Origin of the sequence: Pseudomonas sp. NPDC090755 (assembly GCF_044769005.1) — a bacterium.
Lineage (GTDB): Bacteria > Pseudomonadota > Gammaproteobacteria > Pseudomonadales > Pseudomonadaceae > Aquipseudomonas.
Genome location: NZ_JBIVXC010000004.1, coordinates 239,254 through 262,290, shown reverse-complemented (window position 1 = coordinate 262,290; position 23,037 = coordinate 239,254). Strand labels below are relative to the sequence as shown.

General features: G+C 65.4%; 18 protein-coding genes. 16 read left to right on the top strand and 2 right to left on the bottom strand.

The features are described 5' to 3' along the window. Positions 1 to 34 precede the first annotated feature (34 nt). Positions 35 to 1,984 carry an FAD-dependent oxidoreductase gene (locus tag ACIQUS_RS09520; RefSeq protein ID WP_403045950.1) on the bottom strand — a complete coding sequence of 650 codons (1,950 nt, stop codon included), beginning with the start codon at positions 1,982 to 1,984 and terminating at the stop codon, positions 35 to 37. Between the two features lie 184 nt (positions 1,985 to 2,168). Between ACIQUS_RS09520 and ACIQUS_RS09515 the strand changes: the two genes are divergently transcribed. The 13 genes from ACIQUS_RS09515 to ACIQUS_RS09455 all read left to right on the top strand — a co-directional run bounded on the left by ACIQUS_RS09515 (position 2,169) and on the right by ACIQUS_RS09455 (position 18,949). Continuing rightward, positions 2,169 to 3,206, top strand: coding sequence for an ABC transporter substrate-binding protein (locus tag ACIQUS_RS09515; protein ID WP_403045948.1), 1,038 nt, complete (start codon positions 2,169 to 2,171; stop codon positions 3,204 to 3,206). A gap of 73 nt (positions 3,207 to 3,279) precedes the next feature. Next, entirely contained in the window at positions 3,280 to 4,041 is a 762-nt protein-coding gene (locus tag ACIQUS_RS09510; protein WP_403045945.1) for a class II aldolase/adducin family protein, read from the top strand. A gap of 212 nt (positions 4,042 to 4,253) precedes the next feature. After that, entirely contained in the window at positions 4,254 to 4,898 is a 645-nt protein-coding gene (locus ACIQUS_RS09505) for a TetR family transcriptional regulator C-terminal domain-containing protein (protein WP_403045943.1), read from the top strand. Between the two features lie 68 nt (positions 4,899 to 4,966). After that, positions 4,967 to 5,683: a response regulator gene (locus tag ACIQUS_RS09500; protein ID WP_403045940.1), complete on the top strand. Its 717-nt coding sequence runs from the start codon at positions 4,967 to 4,969 to the stop codon at positions 5,681 to 5,683. A 5-nt stretch (positions 5,684 to 5,688) separates the two neighbouring features. After that, on the top strand, positions 5,689 to 6,462 hold the full coding sequence (locus tag ACIQUS_RS09495; protein WP_403045937.1) for a substrate-binding periplasmic protein: 774 nt from the start codon (positions 5,689 to 5,691) through the stop codon (positions 6,460 to 6,462). Next, positions 6,459 to 8,714: an ATP-binding protein gene (locus ACIQUS_RS09490; protein WP_403045935.1), complete on the top strand. Its 2,256-nt coding sequence runs from the start codon at positions 6,459 to 6,461 to the stop codon at positions 8,712 to 8,714. The genes ACIQUS_RS09495 and ACIQUS_RS09490 overlap by 4 nt, the downstream gene beginning before the upstream one ends. Positions 8,715 to 8,918: 204 nt before the next feature. Continuing rightward, a complete protein-coding gene (locus ACIQUS_RS09485) occupies positions 8,919 to 10,331 on the top strand; it encodes an amino acid permease (protein ID WP_403045932.1) in 1,413 nt (470 codons plus the stop codon). Between the two features lie 269 nt (positions 10,332 to 10,600). Further along, positions 10,601 to 11,392 carry an enoyl-CoA hydratase/isomerase family protein gene (locus ACIQUS_RS09480; RefSeq protein WP_403045929.1) on the top strand — a complete coding sequence of 264 codons (792 nt, stop codon included), beginning with the start codon at positions 10,601 to 10,603 and terminating at the stop codon, positions 11,390 to 11,392. A 44-nt stretch (positions 11,393 to 11,436) separates the two neighbouring features. Further along, a complete protein-coding gene (locus ACIQUS_RS09475; RefSeq protein WP_403045926.1) occupies positions 11,437 to 12,597 on the top strand; it encodes an acyl-CoA dehydrogenase family protein in 1,161 nt (386 codons plus the stop codon). Positions 12,598 to 12,614: 17 nt separating this feature from the next. Further along, positions 12,615 to 14,714, top strand: coding sequence for an acetate--CoA ligase family protein (locus ACIQUS_RS09470; protein WP_403045924.1), 2,100 nt, complete (start codon positions 12,615 to 12,617; stop codon positions 14,712 to 14,714). Positions 14,715 to 14,724: 10 nt separating this feature from the next. After that, complete coding sequence (locus ACIQUS_RS09465; RefSeq protein ID WP_403045922.1) at positions 14,725 to 16,329, top strand: 5-guanidino-2-oxopentanoate decarboxylase; 1,605 nt, start codon at positions 14,725 to 14,727, stop codon at positions 16,327 to 16,329. 27 nt (positions 16,330 to 16,356) lie between these two features. After that, complete coding sequence (locus ACIQUS_RS09460; RefSeq protein ID WP_403045920.1) at positions 16,357 to 17,547, top strand: pyridoxal phosphate-dependent aminotransferase; 1,191 nt, start codon at positions 16,357 to 16,359, stop codon at positions 17,545 to 17,547. Then, positions 17,540 to 18,949: an aldehyde dehydrogenase family protein gene (locus tag ACIQUS_RS09455; RefSeq protein ID WP_403045918.1), complete on the top strand. Its 1,410-nt coding sequence runs from the start codon at positions 17,540 to 17,542 to the stop codon at positions 18,947 to 18,949. The genes ACIQUS_RS09460 and ACIQUS_RS09455 overlap by 8 nt, the downstream gene beginning before the upstream one ends. 21 nt (positions 18,950 to 18,970) lie before the next feature. Here the strand turns inward: ACIQUS_RS09455 and ACIQUS_RS09450 are convergent, their stop codons facing one another. Then, entirely contained in the window at positions 18,971 to 19,411 is a 441-nt protein-coding gene (locus ACIQUS_RS09450; protein WP_403045915.1) for an Rrf2 family transcriptional regulator, read from the bottom strand. Between the two features lie 184 nt (positions 19,412 to 19,595). Here ACIQUS_RS09450 and ACIQUS_RS09445 point away from each other — a divergent pair, with 184 nt between their 5' ends. The 3 genes from ACIQUS_RS09445 to ACIQUS_RS09435 are packed head-to-tail and all read left to right on the top strand — an operon-like array spanning position 19,596 to position 23,037. Next, positions 19,596 to 21,194, top strand: a complete 1,599-nt coding sequence (locus tag ACIQUS_RS09445) for an ABC transporter substrate-binding protein (protein ID WP_403045912.1) — start codon at positions 19,596 to 19,598, stop codon at positions 21,192 to 21,194. 52 nt (positions 21,195 to 21,246) lie between these two features. Continuing rightward, entirely contained in the window at positions 21,247 to 22,206 is a 960-nt protein-coding gene (locus ACIQUS_RS09440; protein WP_403045910.1) for an ABC transporter permease, read from the top strand. A gap of 3 nt (positions 22,207 to 22,209) precedes the next feature. Next, positions 22,210 to 23,037 (top strand): ABC transporter permease, encoded by an 828-nt coding sequence (locus ACIQUS_RS09435; RefSeq protein WP_403045908.1) that lies wholly within the window; start codon positions 22,210 to 22,212, stop codon positions 23,035 to 23,037.

Below are 23,037 nucleotides of genomic sequence, written 5' to 3'. Positions count from 1 at the left end.
ACCGCAGGGTCAAAACGCCGGAGTATAAACAGCCTCACAGGGTCCAGGCGACCTTCAATCCGTCGTAGACAGCTTCTTCGACCGTGCGTGGGGCCAGGCAGTCGCCGATGCGCTTGACCTCGACCACACCGCGCAGCTCGTGCGCGAGGCTGTCCACCGGCTGATGCCCCTGGCACAGCACCAGGGTGTCGATGTCTTCGAAGATCATCGGCTCGCCGCTGGCGGTGTGTTGCAGGTACACGGTGTTGTCGTCGCAGCCATAGAGACGGGCATAGGGGGTGATCGGGATGCCGAGCTTGTGCAGCTCGCCGGCCATCTGGTCACGCACGTACAGGGGCAGGCTCTCGCCGCAATGGGTGCCGTTGACCGCCAGTTGCACCTGGTGCCCGGCGCGTACCAGGCGCTCGGCGATGCCCGGGCCGATCCAGTCGCAGCGCCAGTCGACCACCAGCACCGAGCGGCCGAGGCTGACCTCATCGCGCAGTACCTGCCAGGCGTCCACCACTTGCAGCTCGCCACCGCGCTCGAAGGCCGGCCAGTAGGGTTCGGCGCCGGTGGCGACGATCACCAGGTCCGGCTGTTCACGCTCGACCAGGGCGCGATCGACCCGGGTGTTGCGCACCACCTCGACCCCGGCCAGTTGCATCTCGCGCTGCAGGTTGGTGCTGGCCCCGCCGAACTCGGCGCGCCGGGGCAGCAGTTGCGCCAGTTGCACCTGGCCGCCCAGTTGCGCGCTGGCTTCATACAAGGTCACCTGATGCCCACGGGCCGCCGCCACCGCCGCGGCCTTCATACCGGCCGGGCCACCGCCGGCGATCATGATGCGTTTACGCGAGGTGGCCGGTTGCAACTGGCCGAATTGTTGTTCACGACCGGTTTCCGGGTGCTGGATACAAGAGATCGGCAGGCCCCGGTGGAAGTGGCCGATGCACGCCTGGTTGCAGGCGATGCAGGCGCGCACGTCTTCGACCCGGCCGCTGTCGGTCTTGCTCGGCATCTGCGGGTCGCAGATCAGGGCGCGGGTCATGCCGCAGACATCGGCCTGGCCACGGGCGAGGATCAGCTCGGCTTCCTGGGGCTGGTTGATGCGTCCGGTGACGAACAGCGGGATCGACAGGCTGGCCTTGAAGGTCCCGGCTTCGCGGGCCAGGTAGGCGGCCTCGATGGCCATCGGCGGGACGATATGGATGGCACCGCCAAGCGAGGCGGAGGTGCCGGCGACGATGTGCACGTAATCCAGCGACCCCTGCAGGGCCTGCACGGCGGCCAGGGATTCGCCCTCGGTCAGGCCTTCGGCATCGCGCTCGTCGGCACTGATGCGCAGGCCGACGATGAAGTCGGGCGAAGTGGTGGCGCGCACAGCAGCGATCACCTCACGCACAAAGCGCAGGCGCTGCTCCAGCTCGCCGTTGTAACCGTCGGTGCGGCGGTTCACGCGCGGATTGATGAATTGCGCCGGCAGGTAACCATGGCTGGCGACCACCTCGACGCCATCGATGCCGGCCTGGTGCAGGCGCCGGGCGGCATCGGCGTAGCCCTGGACGATCTCGTCGATCATGTCCTGGTCCAGCGCCCGCGGCATGACCCGGAAGCGCTCGTTGGGCACCGCCGAGGCCGAGTAGGCCACGGCCAGCAAGCCATCGCTGGACTCCATGATCTCGCGCCCCGGGTGGAAGATCTGCGACAGCACCACGGTGCCATGGGCATGGCAGGTCTCGGCCAGCCGACGGTAGCCCTCGATGCAGGCATCGTCGGTGGCCATCAACACATGGGAGGTGTAGCGGGCACTGTCGTGCACCCCGGCCACCTGCAGCACGATCAGGCCGACACCGCCTTCGGCACGGGCCTTGTGGTAGGCGATCAGGCGCTCGTTGACCAGGTTGTCGGTGGGAATCGAGGTGTCGTGCCCACTGGACATGATGCGGTTTTTCAGACGCTTGCCGCGAATTTCCAGCGGTGCGAACAGGTGCGTGAAGGTCGACATGCTGTGCAGGCTCCAGCGGGGGTGTTGTTATTATTTTTCTATAGAAGTGTACCGCCAGTAAAAAATCAACTTGTTTTTTTACTTGGCTTTGACTAGCGTTCGAATCACCCCGCGTCCTGGGGCACACCTCGCACAACAAGAAAACGGACCACGCCCGGCGTGGTACCAGCATGAGGAACCATCGATGACATCGAACCTGCTCAAACGCACTCCCTGGTTGCTGGCCCTGGCGCTCGGCAGCGCCCAGGCAGCACCGGACATGGTGGTGGTCGCCTACGGCGGCGCCGGTCAGAAAGCCCAGGATGCGGCGATCTTCCAGCCTTTCAGTGCCCAGGACGGCAGTAAGTTGATCCAGAGCGAATACAACGGTGAAATGGCCCGTATCAAGGTGATGGTCGACACCGGCAACGTCGACTGGGACCTGGTGCAGATCGAAGGCCCGGACCTGATGCGCGGCTGCGACGAAGGCATGTACGAGCCGCTGGACTGGACGCGCCTGGGCCATGCCGAACAATTGATTCCCGAGGCCGCCCAGGCCTGTGGCTCTGCCGCCCTGGTGTGGAGCGTGGCCATTGCCTACGACCGCAACAAACTGGCCCAGGCGCCGACCTCCTGGGCCGATTTCTGGGATGTGAAGAAGACCCCCGGCAAGCGCGGCCTGCGCAAGCGCGCGGTATACAACCTGGAATTCGCCCTGATGGCCGACGGGGTCAAGGTCCAGGACGTCTACAAGGTGCTGGCAACGCCCCAGGGGGTGGACCGCGCCTTCGCCAAACTGACCGAACTCAAGCCCTATATCCAGTGGTGGGAAGCCGGTGCGCAACCGCCGCAGTGGCTCAGCGCCGGTGATGTGGTGATGACTTCCACCTACAGCGGCCGGGTGGCGGTGGCCGCGCAGCAGGGCAGTTCCCTGGCCCTGGTCTGGCCGCAAAGCCTGTACGGCATGGACTACTGGGCGATCATCAAAGGGTCCAGGCATGTCGACCAGGCCAAGCGCCTGATCGCCTACGCCAACCAGCCGGACACCCAGGTGCGTTATGTGAAGACCATTCCTTACGGCCCGACCAACACCCAGGCAGCGGCGCAACTGGACCCGGCCCTGGCCAGCTGGGTGCCGACCTCCAAGGAGAACCTTGAAGGCGCCTTGTCGATGAACGTCGAGTTCTGGGTCGATCACGGTGATGAACTGGAAGAGCGCTTCAACGCCTGGGCCAGCAAGTAACCCGCGGTGGCTGGACATCGATCGATGTCCAGCCCTATTGTCAGCCCAGCCCTTAGCCTGAGAACAACAATCCATGAACCCGACTGAAACGGAAATCCGCCTGCGCCAGGAACTGGCCGCCTGCTATCGGTTGATCGCGCACTTTCGCATGACCGACCTGATCTTCACCCACATCTCGGTGCGCATTCCCGGGCCCGAGCATCACTTCCTGATCAACCCCTACGGCCTGATGTTCGATGAGATCACCGCTTCCAACCTGGTCAAGATCGACCTGCAGGGGCGTGCCGTGGAGGCGTCGCGGTATCCGGTGAACCCGGCGGGCTTTGTCATCCACAGTGCCATCCATGGCGCCCGCGAGGATGCCCAATGCGTGTTGCACACCCACACCAAGGCCGGCTGTGCCGTGGCCGCGCTCAAGTGCGGCTTGCTGCCGGTCAACCAGATTTCCATGGAGTTCTACGGCAAGGTCGCCTACCACGACTACGAAGGCATTGCCCTGGACCTGGATGAGCAGCGGCGCCTGGTCGGCGACCTGGGCGACAAGCCGGTGCTGATGCTGCGCAACCATGGCCTGTTGACGGTTGGCGAGACGGTCAGCCAGGCGTTCCTGCGCATGTACTACCTGGAAAAGGCCTGCGAGATCCAGTTGGCGGCGCAGGCGGCAGGGGAGATCCTGTTGCCGCAGGAGGCCATCTGCGCCCACACCGAACGCCAGTTCAACGAGCCGGCGCGACCGTTGAAGGCCGGGGAGTTGAGCGATCCGGACGGCATGCAACTGGCCTGGGCGGCCTTGCTGCGGTTGCTGGACCGGGTGGCGCCGGACTACCGCGACTGACCCTCGCTGGCGACTGCTGCGCAGTCGATCGCAGCCTCGTTCCTCGGCAGCGGCTACACCAATCGAGCCCGACATGACTGGCCCGGTGTAGCCGCTGCCACCAGGCTGCGATCGGCCGCGTAGCGGTCGTAAAACCTGTACGGCTATCGCGACGGTCCGGCCTTGTTGTACAGTCGTTCAACTTTGCCGATGCCACTGTTCGAGAACCGCCCATGACCCAGGAAGCCCGTTACAGCCGTATGGTCCCGGAACTGCGCAAGGCCAACCTGGTCGAGGCGACCCTGGTGTGCCTGAAACGCCATGGCTTCCAGGGCGCCTCGATCCGCAAGATTTGTGCCGAGGCGGGCGTCTCGGTGGGGCTGATCAGCCATCACTATTCGGGCAAGGACGAATTGGTGGCCGAGGCCTACATGGCGGTCACCGGGCGGGTCATGGGCCTGATCCGCGAGGCCATGGCCCAGGCTGCGCCCACTGCCCGCGAACGGCTCTCGGCGTTCTTTCGCGCCTCGTTCTGCGCCGAACTGCTCGACCCGCAACTGCTCGACGCCTGGCTGGCCTTCTGGGGCGCGGTGAAGACCGCCGAGGCGATCAACCAGGTGCACGATCACTCCTACGGCGAATACCGCAACGAACTGGGCCGGCTGCTGCGCGAGCTCGCCGTCGACGAGGGCTGGCAGGCATTCGATGCCGACCTTGCGGCCATCAGCCTGAGCGCCTTGCTCGATGGCCTGTGGCTGGAGTCGGGACTCAACCCCGGTACCTTCACCCCGGAGCAGGGCATTCAGATCTGCGAAGCCTGGGTCGACGGCCTGCAGGCCGGCGGGCGGCGGCGCTTCACCCTGATCGAGGGCTGTTGATCGGTTGTTCAACAAGGGTTAGGCTGCTGACGCAGGTCTAGAACAATTCCTATAAGAGACAACACGCAATGACGCCTCGGGTACTGATCGTCGATGACGATCCGCTTATTCGCGACTTGCTGCACGCCTACCTGTCCCAGGAAGGCTACGACGTCCACTGCGCCGACACCGCCGAGCAGGCCGAGCAGTTCCTGGCCAGCCACAGCGTCGACCTGGTGATGCTCGACATCCGCCTGCCGGGCAAGGACGGCCTGACCCTGACCCGCGAGCTGCGGGTGCGCTCGGAGGTCGGCATCATCCTCATCACCGGTCGCAACGACGACATCGACCGCATCGTTGGCCTGGAATGTGGCGCCGATGACTATGTGATCAAACCGCTCAACCCCCGCGAGCTGGTGTCGCGGGCCAAGAACCTGGTGCGCCGCGTGCGCCACGCCCAGGCATCGCGGCCGGCAACCGCCACTACCCATGCCCTGAAACAATTTGCCGACTGGGCGCTGGACGTCGACCGCCGCCGGCTGATCGATTCCCAAGGCGCGGAAACCCTGCTGACCCATGGCGAGTTCCAGCTACTCAGCGTGTTCCTGCGCAACAGTGGCCACACCCTGAGCCGCGACCAGTTGATGGATCAGATCCGCAACCGCGAATGGGTGCCCAACGACCGCTCCATCGATGTGCTGGTCGGCCGCCTGCGGCGCAAGCTGCATGACGACCCGGCCGAGCCGCAGTTGATCATCACCATTCACGGCGCAGGTTACCTGTTCACCGCCAGCGTGGCGGCCTGACGGCCATGCTCCGTCTGCTCGGGCTGCTGTCGCTGTTGCTGATGCTGCCTGCGCAGGCGGCCGAACGCATCCGCTATTGCGATTACCCGGTGTACCCGCCGGTGTCCTGGAGCGACGGCAAGCAGGTGCGCGGTCTGGCACCGACCGTGGTCCGCGAGCTGTTCGGGCGCCTGGGCTATGACGTGGAGATCGTCGTGTTGGGCAACTGGAAGCGCTGCCTGCTCGATGCCGCCGAGGGCAGGGTGGATGTGGTGCTGGCCTACAACAGCGACCAGCGCGACCAGGGCATGCGCTTTTCCGCCGTGCCGGTGCTGCGCGAAGAGGTCGCGGTGTTCTTCAATCGCCAGCGTCCGGTGAAATTCGAGCGTCTGGAAGACCTGGCCAGTTACCGGGGCGGCTTGTTGTTCGGCGAGAGCTACGGGGCCGAGTTCGATCGTTTCGTCGCCCGCCACCAGAACATCGAATGGGTGTCGTCCAGCCAGCAGAACTTCGGCAAGCTGATTCGTGGGCGCATCGATTTCGTCATCCAGGAGCGGCGCACCGGCCAGCTGTATATCGAGCGCCTGCCGGGCGCCGAGGACATCCAGGTGTTGCCCAGGGCCCTGAGCGTGGATTACCTGCGCGTCGCGGTGTCACGCCACAGCGAGCTGAGCCAGCGCATGGCGCAGATCGACGAGCAGCTGCAGCGCATGACCGATGCCGGCGAGATCGAGCGTTGGCTTGAGCAAAGTGAAGTCACCTACCGCGACATGATCAACCTGCCGGCGGATGCCCGATGAAGCGCCTGCCCCCGGGAGGCCTGCTGCGGCGCCTGCTGCTGTTCATCCTGTTGTTCAGCCTGTGCTTCACCGTGCTGGCCAGCAGCGTGCAGCTGTATTTCGAGTACCGCCGCGAAATGCGCGACATCGACGCGCGCATGGCACTGATCCGCGGCGGCTACCTGGCCAGCCTGGAACGCAGCCTCTGGGACCTCGACCAGGAACAACTCAATGTGCAACTGCGCGGTCTGGTGGACTTCTCCGATGTCGCCCGGGTGCGTCTGAACAGCAGTGACTTCAACCTGTTGCAGGGCGAGGCCAATCCGTCGGGGCCGCTGCGTATCGAGCGCTTCGCCCTGGATTTCCAGCCGCCGTCGGGGCCGTTGCGCCATCTGGGTGAGCTGGAAGTGAGCATCGACCTCGGGGCGGTACACCGGCGCCTGTTCGCCACGGGGCTTACCAGCCTGTTGTGGATGAGCGTGTTCCTGTGCGGCCTGGCCGTGGCCTTGTCGGGGTTGTTCTATCGCCTGGTGACGCGCCACCTCAAGGTCATGGCCGAATTCGCCCGGCGGGTGGGCGCCGGTGACTGGCAGGAACCCTTGCGCCTGGGCAAGCGCCGTTCGGCACGCCCCGACGAGATCGACATGGTGGCCAACGCCCTGGATGACATGCGCCGGGCGATTCTCAGCGATATCGAGCGACGTGAAGAAGACCGCCTGGCCTTGCAGGACAAGCGCGATGAGCTGCAGAAAATGGTCGAGCGCCGCACCGCCAGCCTGATGCGCGCCAAGGACGATGCCGAGGCGGCGAACCTGGCCAAGTCGCGCTTTCTCGCCACCATGAGCCACGAACTGCGCACGCCGCTCAACGGTATTCTCGGCATGGCCGAGCTGCTGCGCGGTGCCGGGCTCCACGGCCAGGACAGCAAGCGCCTGGACGCCTTGTACAAAGCCGCCGAAGGCCTGCTGACGATCCTTAATGAAGTGCTGTATTTCGCCCGCCTGGAAGAAGGCCAAAGCCGCCCGGAACCGGTGGACTTCTCCTTGCGCCAGCTGTGCGAAGAGGTCATGACCCTGCTCGAACCCCGGGCCCTGGGCAACGGCAGCACCCTGGAGTGCCACATCGATCCGCACCTGGCCGAGCGTCAGCATGGCGCCGAGCAGTACTTGCGCCAGGTGCTGAGCAACCTGCTGGCCAACGCCATCAAGTTCACCGCGGCCGGGCAGGTCAAGGTCGCAGTCCAGGTGCTGGGTGAGCAGGACGAGCGCCAGCACCTGCGTATCAGCGTCAGCGACAATGGCATCGGCATTGCCCCGGCGATGCAGGCGAGGATCTTCGATCGCTTTGTCCAGGCCAGCGAGGCGGTGGCCCGCCAGTACGGCGGGACCGGGCTGGGCCTGGCGATCTGCAAGCATCTGGTCGAAAAGCTGGGGGGGCGCATCGGCCTGGAAAGCCACGAGGGGCAGGGCAGTTGCTTCTGGTTCGAGGTCGGCTTGCAACGCGCTGGCGACAGCGTCGCACCGCTGCCTGGGACACAGCCGGTTGCGGCATTGGACATCCTGGTGGTCGAGGATGTGGAACTGAACCGTGAGGTGGTGCGCGGCCTGCTGCGGCGCGACGGCCATCGGGTGTGGCTGGCCGAGGAGGCCGAACAGGGCCGGGTGCTGTGCAGCCAGCGGCGCTTCGACCTGATCCTGCTCGACGTGCACTTGCCGGGTATCAGCGGTGTCGAGTTGTGCCGGCAGATTCGCGCGACGCCGGGCCCCAACCGGGATAGCCGGATCCTGGCGCTGACCGCCAGTGTCCAGCCGGCACTGGTGAGCAGCTACCTGGATGCCGGCATGCAGGGGATCCTGGCCAAGCCGCTGAAGCTGGACAGCCTGCGCCAGGCGCTGGCGCAAGAGGCACCTTCCATCGAGCAACCCCAGGCTGACCCGGGCATGGACTGGGCGTTGCTGCAGACCCACCGCACCTTGCTGGGCGAGCAGAAAGTGCAGGGCCTGCTGGCGGTGTTGCACGAGGCGATCGGGCAACACCAGGAGGCGCTGGGTGAAGCGCTCAAGGCCATGGACTTTACCGAGATCGCGCACCTGGCCCATCGCCTGGCCGGCAGCAGCGATTCCCTGGGTTTTCGTGGGCTGGCCAACGTGCTGCGCGGGCTGGAAGAAGCGGCGCTGAGTAACGACCCGCTGGCCGTACAGCGCCTGAATGCACCGCTCCACGCGCAGGTGCAGCAGGCCCGGCAGACCCTGGAACGGCTGCTGCAGGGCTGACGTACAAAAATCTTACGACTTTTTACATCTTCGATCTTTACGTACAACAGCACCTTACATCGCTTTCCAATAATCGACGTCAACCGCGCTGCACGCGGTCTTCGAAGCTTATTGGAGATAATAATAATGAACTGCCGTAAAGCTGATCTTCCCCCGTCGTATCCCATGTCCCTTTCGCACCTGCGCCACTGTTGAGGTGCCGACATGAGCGAATCTACCGAACGTAAAGGCATTCACCTGACCCGTGCGCTCAAGAGCCGGCATATCTTCATGCTGTCGCTGGGCGGGGTGATCGGTACCGGGCTGTTCATGGGCTCGGGCGTGACCATCAACCAGGGCGGGCCCATGGGCGCGATCCTGGCCTACCTGGTGGCGGGTTTTTTGATGTACCTGGTGATGGTCTGCCTGGGTGAACTGTCGGTGCAGATGCCGGTGTCCGGCTCGTTCCAGGCCCACGCAACCAAATACATCGGCCCGGCCACCGGCTTCATGATCGGCTGGGTGTACTGGATGAGCTGGGCCACCACCGTGGGTCTTGAATTCACGGCCGCCGGCATGCTGATGGTGCGCTGGTTCCCGGAGGTGCCGATCTGGTACTGGTCGGCCCTGTTCGTGGTGGTGCTGTTCAGCCTCAACGCCCTGGCCACCCGCGCCTTCGGTGAAGCGGAGTACTGGTTCTCGGGGATCAAGGTGGCGGCGATCCTGGGCTTTATCATCGTCGGCGTGCTGGTGATCTTCGGCGCCATCCCGCTGACCAGCGGCGAACCGGCGCCGATGATGAACAACCTGATCGGCGACTCGATGTTCCCCAACGGCTTGTCTGCGGTGTTCGCGGTGATGATGACCGTGGTCTATGCCTTCCAGGGCTGCGAGATCATGGGCGTGGCCGCTGGTGAAACCGACCAGCCGGAAAAGAGCATCCCCCGCGCCGTGCGTAACGTGGTGTTCCGCGTGCTGATCTTCTACGTGCTGGCCATCGTGGTGTTGTCGGCCATCGTGCCCTGGCAGCAGGCGGGCCTGATGGAAAGCCCGTTCGTGCAGGTGTTCGACATGGTCGGCATTCCCTATGCGGCCGACCTGATGAACTTCGTCATCCTCACCGCCATCCTCTCGGTAGGCAACTCGGGGCTGTATGCCTCCACCCGCATCCTCTGGGCCATGTCCAAGACCGGCATGGCACCGAAAAGCCTGTCGCCGCTGAGCAAGCGCGGTGTGCCGCTGCGGGCCCTGAGCATCACCCTGTGCTTTGCCCTGGTGTCGCTGATGACCAGCTTCGTTGCCGCCGACACCCTGTTCATGGTGCTGATGGCGGTGAGCGGGATGTCCGGCACCGTGACCTGGATCGTGATTGCCCTGGCCCAGTACAAGTTCCGCCGCGCCTACCTGCGTGATGGCGGCAAGCTCAGCGAGCTGAAGTACCGTGCGCCGCTGTACCCGCTGGTGCCGCTGCTGTGCATCACCTTGTGCAGTTCGCTGTTCGTGTTCCTGGCGATGGATGAGACCCAGCGGCCTTCGTTGTACTGGGGTTTTGGTTTCATTGCAGTGTGTTACGCGGCGTACTTCATCATCAATCGCAAGCGTCAGGGGGTGCTGGCGTCTACTGCGCCTACGGTCTGATATCGCTATCGCGGGGCAAGCCCGCTCCTACAGGACGCCTGTAGGAGCGGGCTTGCCCCGCGATGCGTTTCAGGCAGTTGTACAAAGTTGTAACAGCTCTTCGGATACTGGAAGTTTAAGAAGAAAAAACATCAATAAAAACAGATTGATAGATAGGTAACTTAATCTGTTACAGCAACATTAACCCCCGATTGTCTCCTTGTTGAACACTCGTTTAGTATCTCTCCAGGTCCTACCCCTCGCACCTACCACAATAATTCGAGGCCCCCATGACTCAATCCCCGTCTCTGCTCAGCAAGGTCGAAGCCGGCGTCGCCTGGATCACCCTGAACCGTCCCGAGCAGCGCAATGCCCTGGACATCCCTGCGCTCAAGCAACTGCATGCCCTGCTGGAAGGCTTCAACAGCGACCCTGCCGTGCGGGTGGTGGTGCTGACCGGCAGCGGGCGCAGCTTCTGCGCCGGGGCGGACCTGGCCGAGTGGGCCGAGGCCGAGGCCCGTGGCGCCCTGGAAACCTACGGCTGGACCGAAACCGCCCATGCCCTTATGCAGCGCCTGCACAGCCTCGACAAACCCACCATCGCCGCCATCAACGGCACCGCCGTTGGCGCCGGCATGGACCTCACCCTGTGCTGCGACCTGCGCATCGCCGCCGCCTCGGCCCGCTTCAAGGCCGGCTACACCAGCATGGCCTACAGCCCGGATGCCGGCGCCAGCTGGCACCTGCCGCGCCTGATCGGCAGCGAACAGGCCAAGCGCCTGCTGTTCCTCGACGAGCTGTGGGGCGCCGAGCGGGCCCTGGCAGCCGGGCTGGTGGGTGAAGTCTGCGCCGACGAGCAGTTGCTGGCGGTCACCGCGGAGCTGGCAGGCCGCCTGGCCAATGGCCCGACCTTCGCCTTCGCCCAGACCAAGCGCCTGATTCGCGACGGCGCCCAGCGCACCCTGGCCGAGCAGCTGCAGGCGGAAATGGCGGCCGGCTTGCTCTGTGGCCGCAGCGAGGACGGGGCCGAGGCCCTGCGCGCTTCGATCGAGAAGCGTGCCGCGCATTTCGTCGGTAAATAATTTTTGTAAACAACAACTTAGAAGACTTTCTTCAGGAACGACTCATGAATTTCCAACTGACCCAAGAACAAGAAATGTTGGTGGAAGCGGTACGCAGTTTTGTCGCCAAGGAGTTGCTGCCTCACGAGGAAGCAGTGGACCGCGCCGATGAAGTCTCTCCGGAACTTGCCGCACAGATCCGCGGCAAAGCCATCGCCGCCGGGTTCTACGCCTTCAACATGCCCGAGGAAGTCGGCGGTGGTGGCCTGGACTACCTGTCCCAGGCCCTGATCGAGCGCGAGCTGTCCAAGGTGTCCTGGGCGGTGCACGTGTTCGTCGCTCGCCCTTCGAAAATCCTCATGGCCTGCAAGGGCGAGCAGATCAACGACTACCTGCTGCCGTGCATCCAGGGCGAGAAGGTCGACTGCTTCGCCCTCACCGAGCCGGGTGCCGGCTCCGACGCCAACGCCATCAAGACCCGTGCCGTGCGCGAGGGCGACGATTTCGTCCTCAATGGCAGCAAGCACTTCATCAGCCACGCCGGGCATGCCGACTTCGCCATCGTGTTCGCCGTGACCGACACCTACGAGCACAATGGCAAGAAGCGCAACGCCGTGACCGCCTTCCTGGTCGACCGTGGCACCAAGGGCATGACCATCCGCCGCGGGCCCAAGTGCGTGAGCAACCGTGGCTACCACACCTACGAGCTGTTCTTCGACGACTGCCGCGTGCCGGCCAGCAAGGTTTTGGGCGAAGTGGGCAAGGGCTGGGAAGTGGCCAACGCCTGGCTTACCGCAGGTCGGGTGATGGTCGCGGCCAACTGCGTCGGCCAGGCCCAACGGGCGCTGGATGTGTCATTGCAATGGGCGGCGGACCGCAAGCAGTTCGGCCAGCCGATCGGCACCTACCAGGGCGTGTCGTTCAAACTCGCCGACATGGCCACGCAGATCCGCGCCGCTGAGCTTTTGACCCTGCACACCGCCTGGAAGATGGACCAGGGCACCATGACCGACGGCGAGGCCGGCATGGCCAAGTTGTTTGCCAGTGAAGTGCTGGGCAAGGTCGCCGACGAGGCGGTGCAGATCTTCGGCGGCATGGGGCTGATGGACGAGGGGCCGGTGGAGCGGATCTGGCGTAATGCGCGGATCGAGCGGATCTGGGAGGGTACCTCGGAGATCCAGCGGCACATCATTTCCCGCGAATTGCTGCGTCCACTGCTGCGTTGATCGGGTCGGAGAATAGTATGTCGCAGTCGATTCGTGACAACCTCAAGCGCCTGCTGGCGCCGCGTCACCTGGCCTTCGTCGGTGGCCGCAGCATGGCCCGGGCGCTCAAGCGCTGCGCCGAAGGTGGCTACCAGGGCCAGCTGTGGCTGGTCAACCCGCAGCACGACAGCATCGATGGCGTGCCGTGCGTGCGCAGCGTGGCCGAGCTGCCCTGTGGCCCGGACGCGGTGTTCATCGCCACCAACCGGGAGCTGACCCTGACCTGCGTCGCCGAGCTGGCCGCCAAGGGCGCGGGCGGGGCGATCTGCTACGCCTCGGGCTTTGCCGAGACAGGCGCCGAAGGCCAGGCATTGCAGCAACAACTGATCGAGGCCGCCGGCAGCATGGCCTTGCTCGGGCCCAACTGCTACGGCTTGCTCGACTACCTGCACAGCAGCGCACTGTGGCCGGTGGCCCATGGCGGCAAGGCGGTCGAGAAGGGCGTGGCGATCCTGACCCAGAGCGGCAACTTCGCCTACAACCTGTCGATGAGCGACCGCTCGCTGCCGGTGGCCTACATGGCTTCGGTCGGCAACCAGGGGCAGATCGGCATTGCCGAGCTGATGGAGGCGCTGCTCGACGAGCCACGGGTGACCGCCATCGGCCTGCACCTGGAAGGGCTGAAGAATGTGCCGGGCTTTGCCCGCGCGGCGCACAAGGCGCTGGAGAAGGGTATTCCGATCATCGCCCTGAAAACCGGCGTGTCGCAGATCGGTGCCGAGCTGGCCTTGAGTCATACAAGCTCGCTGTCCGGCTCCGACGCCCTGTACGACAGCCTGTTCCGGCGCCTGGGGGTGATTCGCGTCAGTGGGCCGGTGAGTTTTGCCGAAACCCTCAAGGCCGCGGCCTGTGGCAACCTGCCCAAAGGCGGCAGCCTGATCGCCCTGGCCTGTTCCGGTGGTGATGCCGGGCTGATTGCCGACTATGCCGAGCGCAACCAGCTGAGCCTGCCGAAGCTGGACGCGGGGCAAGTGGCTGAGCTTGCCCAGGTGCTGCCCGGCTACGCCAACCTGGTCAACCCGCTGGACTTCACCACGGCGATCTGGGGCGATGGCCCAGCGCTTGAACGCATGCTCGACAGCGCCCTGCGTACCGAGGCCGACGCGGCCATGCTGGTGCTCGATTATCCGGCAGAATTCACCGGCGAGCGCAAGGAATGCGACCTGCTGCTGGAACTCTACTGCGCGGCCCTCAAGCGTCACGGCAAGACCGGCTTCGTGACTTCGGCCTTTCCCGAGCTGCTGCCGGCCAGTGCGCGTGAGCGTCTGCACGGCCATGGCATCGCCGCCTTGCAAGGGGTCGAGGATGGCCTGGCGGCCTGGGGCCGAATCGCGGCCTACCAGGTCAACCGCCAGGCGTTGCTCGCACGCGGCGAGTCGGCCCTGGAGCCGCTTTGCCCGCAAGCGCTTGAAGGTGACAGCCAGTTGCTCAATGAGTGGGACTCGAAAAAGGCCTTGCAGGCGTTCGGCTTGCCCATTCCCGCTGGCCGCTTGAGTTCACCTGAAAAGGCTGTAGGTGATGCCCAAGCAGTGGGTTACCCCTTGGTACTCAAGGCCGTCAGCGCGCAACTGCCGCACAAGACCGAGGCCGGCGCCGTGGCGCTGAACCTGCGCGATGCCGACGCCCTGGGCCGCGCGCTGGAACAGATGCGTGGGCGGATTGCCGACTATGCCCCCGGGGTGGCGTTCGATCAGGTCTTGCTCGAACCCATGGCCGAGGCACCACTGGCCGAGCTGATCGTCGGCATCAAGCGCGAGAATGACTTCGCCCTGGCGCTGGTGATTGGCGCTGGCGGTGTGCTGGTCGAACTGCTCAAGGACAGCACCAGCCTGTTGCTGCCCACCACCGAGGGGGCTATCCGCGCGGCCTTGCTGGGCCTGCGCAGCGCCACCTTGTTGCAAGGTTTCCGTGGCCGTCCGGCTGCCGATCTCGACGCCCTGGTGGCGGCGATCCGTGCAGTGGCCGACTACGCCTGCGAGAACGCCAACCAGTTGCTGGAACTGGATGTGAACCCCCTGATGGTCGGCCCGCGCGGTAGTACCGCGGTCGACGCCCTGATCCGCCTGGGCAAGGCGTGAGGAGCTGAACATGACTACTCCATTGACTGGCGGCCAGGCCCTGGTGCGCCTGCTGGCCAACTACGGCGTTGACACCGTGTTTGGCATTCCCGGGGTGCACACCCTGGAGCTGTACCGCGGCCTGCCCGGCAGCGGCATCCGCCACGTGCTCACCCGCCACGAGCAGGGCGCCGGCTTCATGGCCGACGGCTACGCCCGGGTCAGCGGCAAGCCGGGGGTATGCTTCGTCATCACCGGCCCTGGCGTCACCAACGCCGCCACCGCCATCGGCCAGGCCTATGCCGACTCGATTCCGATGCTGGTGATCTCCAGCGTCAACCACACTGCGAGCCTGGGCAAGGGCTGGGGCTGCCTGCACGAAACCCAGGACCAGCGCGCCATGACCGCGCCGATCACGGCGTTCTCCGCCGTGGCCCTGAGCGCCGAAGACCTGCCGGAGCTGGTCGCCCGCGCCTACGCGGTGTTCGACAGCGAGCGCCCGCGCCCGGTGCATATCTCGGTGCCGCTGGATGTGCTGGCCGCACCGGTCAAGCGAGACTGGAGCGGTGAGGTGGTACGCCGCCCCGGCCGGGGTGTGCCGGCCAGCAGCGTGCTGGAACAGGCTGCCGCCAGACTGGCAGCGGCCAAACGCCCCATGATCATTGCCGGTGGTGGTGCGCTACAGGCCGCCCAGGTGCTGCAGCAACTGAGCACGCGCCTGGCCGCGCCGCTGTTCACCAGCGTGGCCGGCAAGGGCCTGCTGGCTGCGCACGCACCGCTCAACGCCGGTGCAAGCCTGTGCGTCGAGCCCGGCTGGAATCTGATCGGCGAGGCCGACGTGGTACTGGCCGTGGGCACCGAGATGGCCGATACCGACTTCTGGCGTGAGCGCCTGCCGCTTAACGGCGAGTTACTGCGGGTGGATATCGACCCGCGCAAGTTCAACGACTTCTACCCTTGTGCGCTGGCCTTGCAGGGAGATGCGAAACAGACCGTTGCCGCCTTGCTGGACCATCTGCCGGAGATCGACCGCGATCCTGCGGTGGCCATCGAAGCCGTGGCGGCCTTGCGTGTTGCGCTGCGCGAAGGCCATGGTCCATTGCAGTCGATCCACCAGGCCATTCTCGACCGCATCCAGGCCGTACTGCCGGACAACGCCTTCATCAGCACCGACATGACCCAGCTGGCCTACACCGGCAACTACGCCTTCGCCAGCCGGGCGCCGCGCAGCTGGCTGCACCCCACCGGCTACGGCACCCTGGGCTACGGCCTGCCGGCCGGAATTGGCGGCATGTTCGCAACCGACGATCGCCCGGGGCTGGTACTGGTCGGTGACGGCGGCTTCCTCTACACCGCCCAGGAGCTGGCCACGGCAGTGGAAGAGCTGGACCGCCCGCTGGTGGTGCTGCTGTGGAACAACGATGCCCTGGGGCAGATCCGCGACGACATGCTGGGCCTGGACATCGAGCCCATCGGCGTATTGCCGCGCAACCCGGACTTCGCAGGGCTCGGCCGGGCCTTCGGCTGCACCGTCGCCCAGCCGCGCAGCCTGGATGAACTGCAACGCGAGCTGGCGGCCGGCTTTGCCCGCAACGGCGTGACCCTGATCGAGCTCAAGCACGCCTGCGCTCGCTGACCTACACCTTAATTCAGGAAGATTGCCATGCGCTTTTCCGATCTGACCCAACGTATTGCCGGTGACGGCGCCGCCGCCTGGGACATCCACTACCGCGCCCTGGAGTTGCAGGCCCAGGGCCAGGACATCCTCCTGCTGTCGGTTGGCGACCCGGACTTCGATACCCCGGCGCCCATCGTCCAGGCGGCCATCGACAGCCTCAAGGGCGGTCATACCCATTACGCCGACGTGCGCGGCAAGCTGGCCCTGCGCCAGGCCATTGCCCGCCGTCACCAGCAGCGCAGCGGCCAGGCGGTCGACGCCGACCAGGTGACGGTGCTGGCCGGTGCCCAGTGCGCGCTGTTCTGCGTGGCCCAGTGCGTGCTCAACCCTGGCGACGAGGTGATCGTCGCCGAGCCGATGTATGTCACCTACGAGGCGGTGTTCGGCGCCTGTGGTGCCACGGTGGTGCCGGTGCCGGTGCGTCCGGAGAACGGCTTTCGCGTGTGTCCGCAGGATGTCGCTGCGCGCATCACCCCGCGCACCCGCGCCCTGGCCCTGAACAGCCCGCACAACCCTTCGGGGGCGAGCCTGCCGCGCAGCACCTGGGAGGCCCTGGCCGAACTGTGCATCGGCCATGACCTGTGGCTGATCTCCGATGAGGTCTACAGCGAGCTACTGTACGAAGGTGAACACATCAGCCCTGGCAGCCTGCCGGGCATGGCCGAGCGCACCGCGACCCTCAACAGCCTGTCCAAGTCCCATGCCATGACCGGCTGGCGGGTAGGCTGGGTGGTGGGTTCGACGGCGTTGGCCGCGCACCTGGAAAATCTTGCGCTGTGCATGCTCTACGGCTCGCCCGACTTCATCCAGGATGCCGCCGTGGTGGCCCTGGAGCAGCCGTTGCCGGAGCTTGAGTCCATGCGCGAGGCCTACCGCCAGCGCCGCGACCTGGTCTGCGAATGCCTGGCCGATTGCCCGGGCCTGAAGGCGCTCAAGCCCGATGGCGGCATGTTCGTGATGGTCGACATCCGCGAAACCGGGCTCAGTGCCCAGGCGTTTTCCCAGCACTTGCTGGAGCGCCATGGTGTGTCGGTATTGGCCGGCGAAGCCTTCGGACCGAGCGCCGCCGGGCATATCCGCCTCGGCCTGGTGCTGGACACCGAGCCGCTGCGCGATGCCTGCCAGCGCATCGCCCGGTGCACCACGCAGCTGATGGAGGGCAAGGCCCATGCGTGAGTACGCGCGGCTGTTTATCGATGGCGCCTGGCAGATGCCGTCCGGGCGTGGCCTGGCCGAGGTGATCGACCCGGCCAGCGAAACCGCTGTCGGCCGGGTGCCGCTGGGCGACGAACAGGACGTTGACCGGGCGGTGGCGGCGGCGCGCCAGGCCTTTGCCGGCTGGTCGCGCACGCCGTCCAGCGTGCGCGCCGGCTACATCCGGGCGCTGGCCGATCAACTCAAGCAACGTGCCGGGGAAATGGCCGGGGTGATCACGGCCGAGTTGGGCATGCCCGTGCAATGGTGCCAGGCGGTGCAGGTCGAGGGGCCGATCGTCGGCCTTGAGCAGTACATCGAGCTGGCCGGGCTGATGGATGAGGTGCGCGAGGTCGGCAACTCCCTGGTGTACCGCGAGGCGGTGGGGGTCTGTGCCTTCATCAACCCCTGGAACTATCCGCTGCACCAGTTGATCGGCAAGTTGGCTCCGGCCCTGGCCGCAGGCTGCACCGTGGTGGTCAAGCCGAGCCAGGAAACCCCGCTGCACGCGTTTCTGCTGGCCGAGATGATCGAGGCCATCGGCTTGCCGGCCGGGGTGTTCAACCTGGTCAGCGGGCCGGGTTCGAAGGTCGGAGAGGCGCTGGCCAAGCATCCGCAGGTGGACATGGTGTCGTTCACCGGTTCTACCGGCGCCGGCGTGCGGGTGGCCCAGGCGGCGGCGCCGACGGTCAAGCGGGTGTGCCTGGAACTGGGTGGCAAGTCGCCGTTGCTGGTCACCGCCGATGCCGATCTCGACGCCGCCGTGCGCTATGGCGTGCAGGACGTGATGATCAACTCCGGGCAGACCTGCACGGCCCTGACCCGCATGCTGCTGCCCGCCAGCCGCTATGCCCAGGCGCTGGACATTGCCCTGGACGAAACCCGCCGCCTGGTCATGGGTGACCCGCAGGATCCGCGCAGCTTCCTCGGCCCCATGTGCTCGGCCGGGCAACGGCGCACGGTGCTGGACTACATCCGCATCGGCCAGGAGGAGGGCGCACGGTTGTTGTGCGGTGGTGGCGCGGGGCTTGAGCGTGGCTTCTACGTGCAGCCGACCCTGTTCGCCGACGTCGATAACCGCATGCGCATCGCCCAGGAGGAGATCTTCGGCCCGGTACTGTGCCTGATTCCTTACCGCGATGAAGCCCAGGCCATCGAGCTGGCCAACGATTCGCCTTTTGGCCTCTCCAGCGGTGTCTGGGCCGGCAGCCGCGAGCAGGCCATGGCGCTGGGGCGGCAACTGCGTGCCGGGCAATGCTTCATCAATGGCGCCGCTTTCAACTACCAGGCACCGTTCGGCGGTTACAAGCAGTCGGGCAATGGCCGCGAGTGGGGCGAGGAGGGGTTGGCCGAGTTCGTCGAGATCAAGGCCATGCAGGTTTGAGGTCGCAACAATCGAGCAGGCTCAGGCCTGCTCGGCTTTTTCCACCGGTTTGTCGAAGGCCACGAACAGCTGGTCGGCGGTGATGCTGCCCAGGTCCAGGCGCATGTTGGCTTCGAGCATGGCGAACAGGCGGGTGAACACCTCGAACACCTTGCAGTGGTCTTCCAGGCCCGAGAAGGGGTTGTCGATCTTCTCGGCGATCAGCGAGCTTTCCTGCACCGCGTCGTAGACCTCGCGCAGGGTGATCTCGCTGGCCGGGCGGGCAAGGGTCAGGCCGCCATGGGCGCCGCGCCAGGATTTGAGGATATTGGCCTTGACCATCAGCGAGACCAGGCTGCGCACGCGGGTGGGGTGGGTCTTGACCCACTTGGCGATGGTCTCGGTACGCAGCTTCTGCGGGGCGTTGGCGGCCACGAACGACAGGATGTACGAGGCGGTGATCAGGCGGGTCGACTGGCTCATCGGCTGAAAAGTCCCTTTGCAAATCGAAAATATACACCCTGCGAAAAACCTTTTTGCAGGGCTTGGCAGCGGTGTGCTGTTGAGTCTAATGTAATTGTCACGATGACAAATACAAATATTTGCACCATCGATGCGTGCGAGGTCGACTGAATCCTTTTCTCTGCGGTTTTTCAGGGGCAATGCCATGAGCGATAACAACAACAAGATTACTCAAGCGATGCACGACGGCGGACTACCGCGTCGGGATTTTCTCAAATACAGCGCGGCAGCGGCAGCGGTTGCCGGTGCGTTCTCCCTCGGCCTGCCCACCCGTGGATGGGCCGAGGAGACGCCCAAGGCCGGTGGCGTGCTGCGCATGGGCCTGGCCGGTGGCAGCACCACCGACTCGCGTGACCCGGGTTCCTGGAGCGACACCTTCACCTTCGTCGGCTTCTCGGCGGTGTACAACACCCTGAGCGAGATCGGCGTGGACGGCAACGCCATTCCGGAGCTGGCCGAGCGCTGGGAATCAAGCCCCGATGCGCGCATCTGGACCTTCACCCTGCGCCAGGGCGTGACCTTCCACAACGGCAAGACCCTGACCGCCGACGACGTGGTGGCCTCGATCCAGCACCACCTGGGCGACAAATCCACCTCGGCGGCCAAGACCGTGCTCGGCGATGTCGCCCAGGTGCGCGCCCAGGGCAGCGACAGCGTGGTGTTCGAGCTGCACTCGGGCAACGCCGACTTCGCCTACGTGGTCGCCGACTACCACCTGGTGATCATGCCGTCCAAAGACGGTCTGGCCGACTGGCAGTCCGCGGTCGGCACCGGCGGTTATCGCCTCAAGGCCTTCGAGCCGGGTGTGCGTATGGACCTTGAGCGCAGCCCCGACTACTGGAAGCCGGGCAGGGCGCACTTCGCCAGCGCCGAGTTGCTGGCCATCGCCGACGGCGCCGCCCGGGTCAATGCCCTGGTCACCGGCCAAGTCGATGTCATCAACAAGGTCGACCTCAAAACCGTGGCGCTGCTCAAGCGCAACCCCAATCTTGCCATCGAGGAAACCAAGGGCGCCCAGCACTACACCTTCCCGATGCTCACCGATAGCAGCCAGTTCCAGGACAACAACGTGCGCCTGGCGCTCAAGCACGCAATCAACCGTGAAACCCTGCTGGCCTCGGTGCTCTATGGCTACGGCCAGATCGGCAACGACCACCCGATCCAGCCCGGCAGCCGCTTCATCAACAATGCCCTGGAGCAGCGCAGCTACGACCCGGACAAGGCGCGCTTCTACCTGCGCCAGGCCGGTCTGGACTCGCTCAAGGTACGCCTGCAGGCCTCCGACGCCGCCTACACCGGCGCGGTGGATGCCTCGGTGCTGTTCAAGGAGCAGGCGCGCCAGGCCGGCATCGACATCGACGTGGTGCGCGAGCCGGCCGACGGCTTCTTCACCAACGTCTGGATGAAGCAACCCTTCACCACTTCCTTCTGGTACAGCAGCCTGACCGCCGACCGCATGTTCAGCATCGGCTACGCCAAGGGTGCGGCCTGGAACGAAACGCACTGGGACAACGCCCGTTTCAACCAGTTGCTCACCGCCGCCCGTGGCGAGATGAACGCACCGCTGCGCCAGGAGATGTACAACGAAATGCAGGCGCTGTGCCGTGATGAAGGCGGGGCCATCGTGCCGCTGTTCGCCAGCTCCGTAGCGGCGCGCTCCAAGCGGGTCACCCACGCAGGGCTGACTGCACCCTATGGCGAGCTCGACGGCCTGCGCCTGATCGAACGCTGGTGGCAGGCCTGAGTGCCGGTGCTTTCAAGCCTTCTTTCGGTGTACCTGTGCGAGGAGCTGTACGGTGAATAGTCTTTGCAAATTGCTTGGCCAGCGTCTGGCGCTGGGCCTGCTGTCGCTGCTGGCGGTGGCGGTGATCATCTTCCTGGCCGTCGGCATGCTGCCGGGCGATGTCGCCCAGGCCATGCTCGGCCAGGCCGCCACCCCGGAAACCGTGGCGGCGCTGCGGGCGCAGCTGGGGCTGGACATGCCGGCGCTCAACCGCTTCGGCCACTGGGCCTGGCAACTGCTGCACGGTGACCTGGGCGTGTCGCTGGCCAACCAGCGGCCGATTGCCGAACTGATCGGTGCGCGCCTGGGCAACACCTTCAGCCTGGCCCTGCTGGCGGCGCTGGTGTCGGTGCCGGTGGCCCTTGTACTGGGCATGCTGGCGGCGCTGTACCGCAACAGCTGGTTCGACCGGCTGCTCAACACCAGTGCCTTGAGCGCGGTGTCGTTCCCGGAGTTCTTTGTCGCCTACATCCTGATCCTGGTGTTCGCGGTCAAGCTCAACTGGCTGCCGAGCATTTCCAACCTGGCGCCGGGCGCAAGCCTTGCCGAGGTGCTGGAGCGCTCGCTGCTGCCGGTGCTGACCCTGAGCCTGGTGGTGATCGCGCAGATGATGCGCATGACCCGCGCAGCGCTGATCAACCTCCTGGCCAGCCCCTACATCGAAATGGCCCGGCTCAAGGGCATCAGCCAGGCACGGATCATCTTCCACCATGCCTTGCCCAATGCCCTGGCACCGATCATCAACGTGGTGGCACTGAACCTGGCCTACCTGGTGGTCGGTGTGGTGGTGGTCGAGGTGGTGTTCGTCTACCCGGGCCTGGGGCAGTTGCTGGTGGACTCGGTGGCCAAGCGCGACATCCCGGTGGTGCAGGCCTGCAGCCTGATCTTCGCCGCCACCTACATCCTGCTCAATACCACGGCCGATGTGCTATCGATTGCCAGCAATCCACGCCTGATGCATCCGAAGGGGTAGTCCATGAGCCTGATCAAACAACTGCTGCGCGCGCCGCTGAGCGCCAAGTTCGGCCTGCTGGTGATTCTGCTGTACGTGCTGGTGGCGCTGTTCGCACCGCTGCTGGCGCCATTCGGCGAGACCCAGGTGGTGGGCGAGGGCTTCGCGCCCTGGGGCGGCGAATTTTTGCTGGGTACCGACAACCTGGGCCGCGACATGTTCAGCCGCCTGGTCTACGGCGCCCGCAACACCCTGGGCATCGCCTTCCTGACCACGACCCTGGCCTTTGCCCTGGGCGGTTTCTGCGGCCTGGTGGCAGCGATCAAGGGCGGCTGGATCGACCAGGGCATGTCGCGGGTGGTGGACATCCTCATGGCCATTCCGCAACTGATCTTCGCCTTGCTGATCCTCAGTGTGGTCGGCACTACCGCCACCTCGCTGGTGCTGGTGATCGCGCTGCTCGATGCCACCCGGGTGTTTCGCCTGGCGCGGGCAGTGGCGATGACCGTGGTGGTCCAGGACTTCGTCGAGGCCGCTCGCCTGCGCGGGGAAGGGCTGTGGTGGCTGGTGACCCGTGAAGTGCTGCCCAATGCCGCGGCGCCGCTGATTGCCGAGTTCGGCCTGCGCTTCTGCTTTGTCTTCCTGTTCATCAGTGCGCTGTCGTTCCTGGGCCTGGGCATCCAGCCGCCCACTGCCGACTGGGGCAGCATGGTCCGCGACAACGCCGTACTGATCACGTTCGGCGACATCAGCCCACTGCTGCCGGCACTGGCGGTGGCGCTGATCACCGTCAGCGTCAACTTTGTCGTGGACTGGGTGCTGCATCAATCCAGCGGCCTGAAGGAGTGCTGA

Coding starts and splice junctions, on each gene's coding strand:
- ACIQUS_RS09520 (WP_403045950.1), bottom strand. CDS start 1,984: ATGTCGACCTTCACGCACCTGTTCGCACCGCTGGAAATTCGCGGCAAG.
- ACIQUS_RS09515 (WP_403045948.1), top strand. CDS start 2,169: ATGACATCGAACCTGCTCAAACGCACTCCCTGGTTGCTGGCCCTGGCG.
- ACIQUS_RS09510 (WP_403045945.1), top strand. CDS start 3,280: ATGAACCCGACTGAAACGGAAATCCGCCTGCGCCAGGAACTGGCCGCC.
- ACIQUS_RS09505 (WP_403045943.1), top strand. CDS start 4,254: ATGACCCAGGAAGCCCGTTACAGCCGTATGGTCCCGGAACTGCGCAAG.
- ACIQUS_RS09500 (WP_403045940.1), top strand. CDS start 4,967: ATGACGCCTCGGGTACTGATCGTCGATGACGATCCGCTTATTCGCGAC.
- ACIQUS_RS09495 (WP_403045937.1), top strand. CDS start 5,689: ATGCTCCGTCTGCTCGGGCTGCTGTCGCTGTTGCTGATGCTGCCTGCG.
- ACIQUS_RS09490 (WP_403045935.1), top strand. CDS start 6,459: ATGAAGCGCCTGCCCCCGGGAGGCCTGCTGCGGCGCCTGCTGCTGTTC.
- ACIQUS_RS09485 (WP_403045932.1), top strand. CDS start 8,919: ATGAGCGAATCTACCGAACGTAAAGGCATTCACCTGACCCGTGCGCTC.
- ACIQUS_RS09480 (WP_403045929.1), top strand. CDS start 10,601: ATGACTCAATCCCCGTCTCTGCTCAGCAAGGTCGAAGCCGGCGTCGCC.
- ACIQUS_RS09475 (WP_403045926.1), top strand. CDS start 11,437: ATGAATTTCCAACTGACCCAAGAACAAGAAATGTTGGTGGAAGCGGTA.
- ACIQUS_RS09470 (WP_403045924.1), top strand. CDS start 12,615: ATGTCGCAGTCGATTCGTGACAACCTCAAGCGCCTGCTGGCGCCGCGT.
- ACIQUS_RS09465 (WP_403045922.1), top strand. CDS start 14,725: ATGACTACTCCATTGACTGGCGGCCAGGCCCTGGTGCGCCTGCTGGCC.
- ACIQUS_RS09460 (WP_403045920.1), top strand. CDS start 16,357: ATGCGCTTTTCCGATCTGACCCAACGTATTGCCGGTGACGGCGCCGCC.
- ACIQUS_RS09455 (WP_403045918.1), top strand. CDS start 17,540: ATGCGTGAGTACGCGCGGCTGTTTATCGATGGCGCCTGGCAGATGCCG.
- ACIQUS_RS09450 (WP_403045915.1), bottom strand. CDS start 19,411: ATGAGCCAGTCGACCCGCCTGATCACCGCCTCGTACATCCTGTCGTTC.
- ACIQUS_RS09445 (WP_403045912.1), top strand. CDS start 19,596: ATGAGCGATAACAACAACAAGATTACTCAAGCGATGCACGACGGCGGA.
- ACIQUS_RS09435 (WP_403045908.1), top strand. CDS start 22,210: ATGAGCCTGATCAAACAACTGCTGCGCGCGCCGCTGAGCGCCAAGTTC.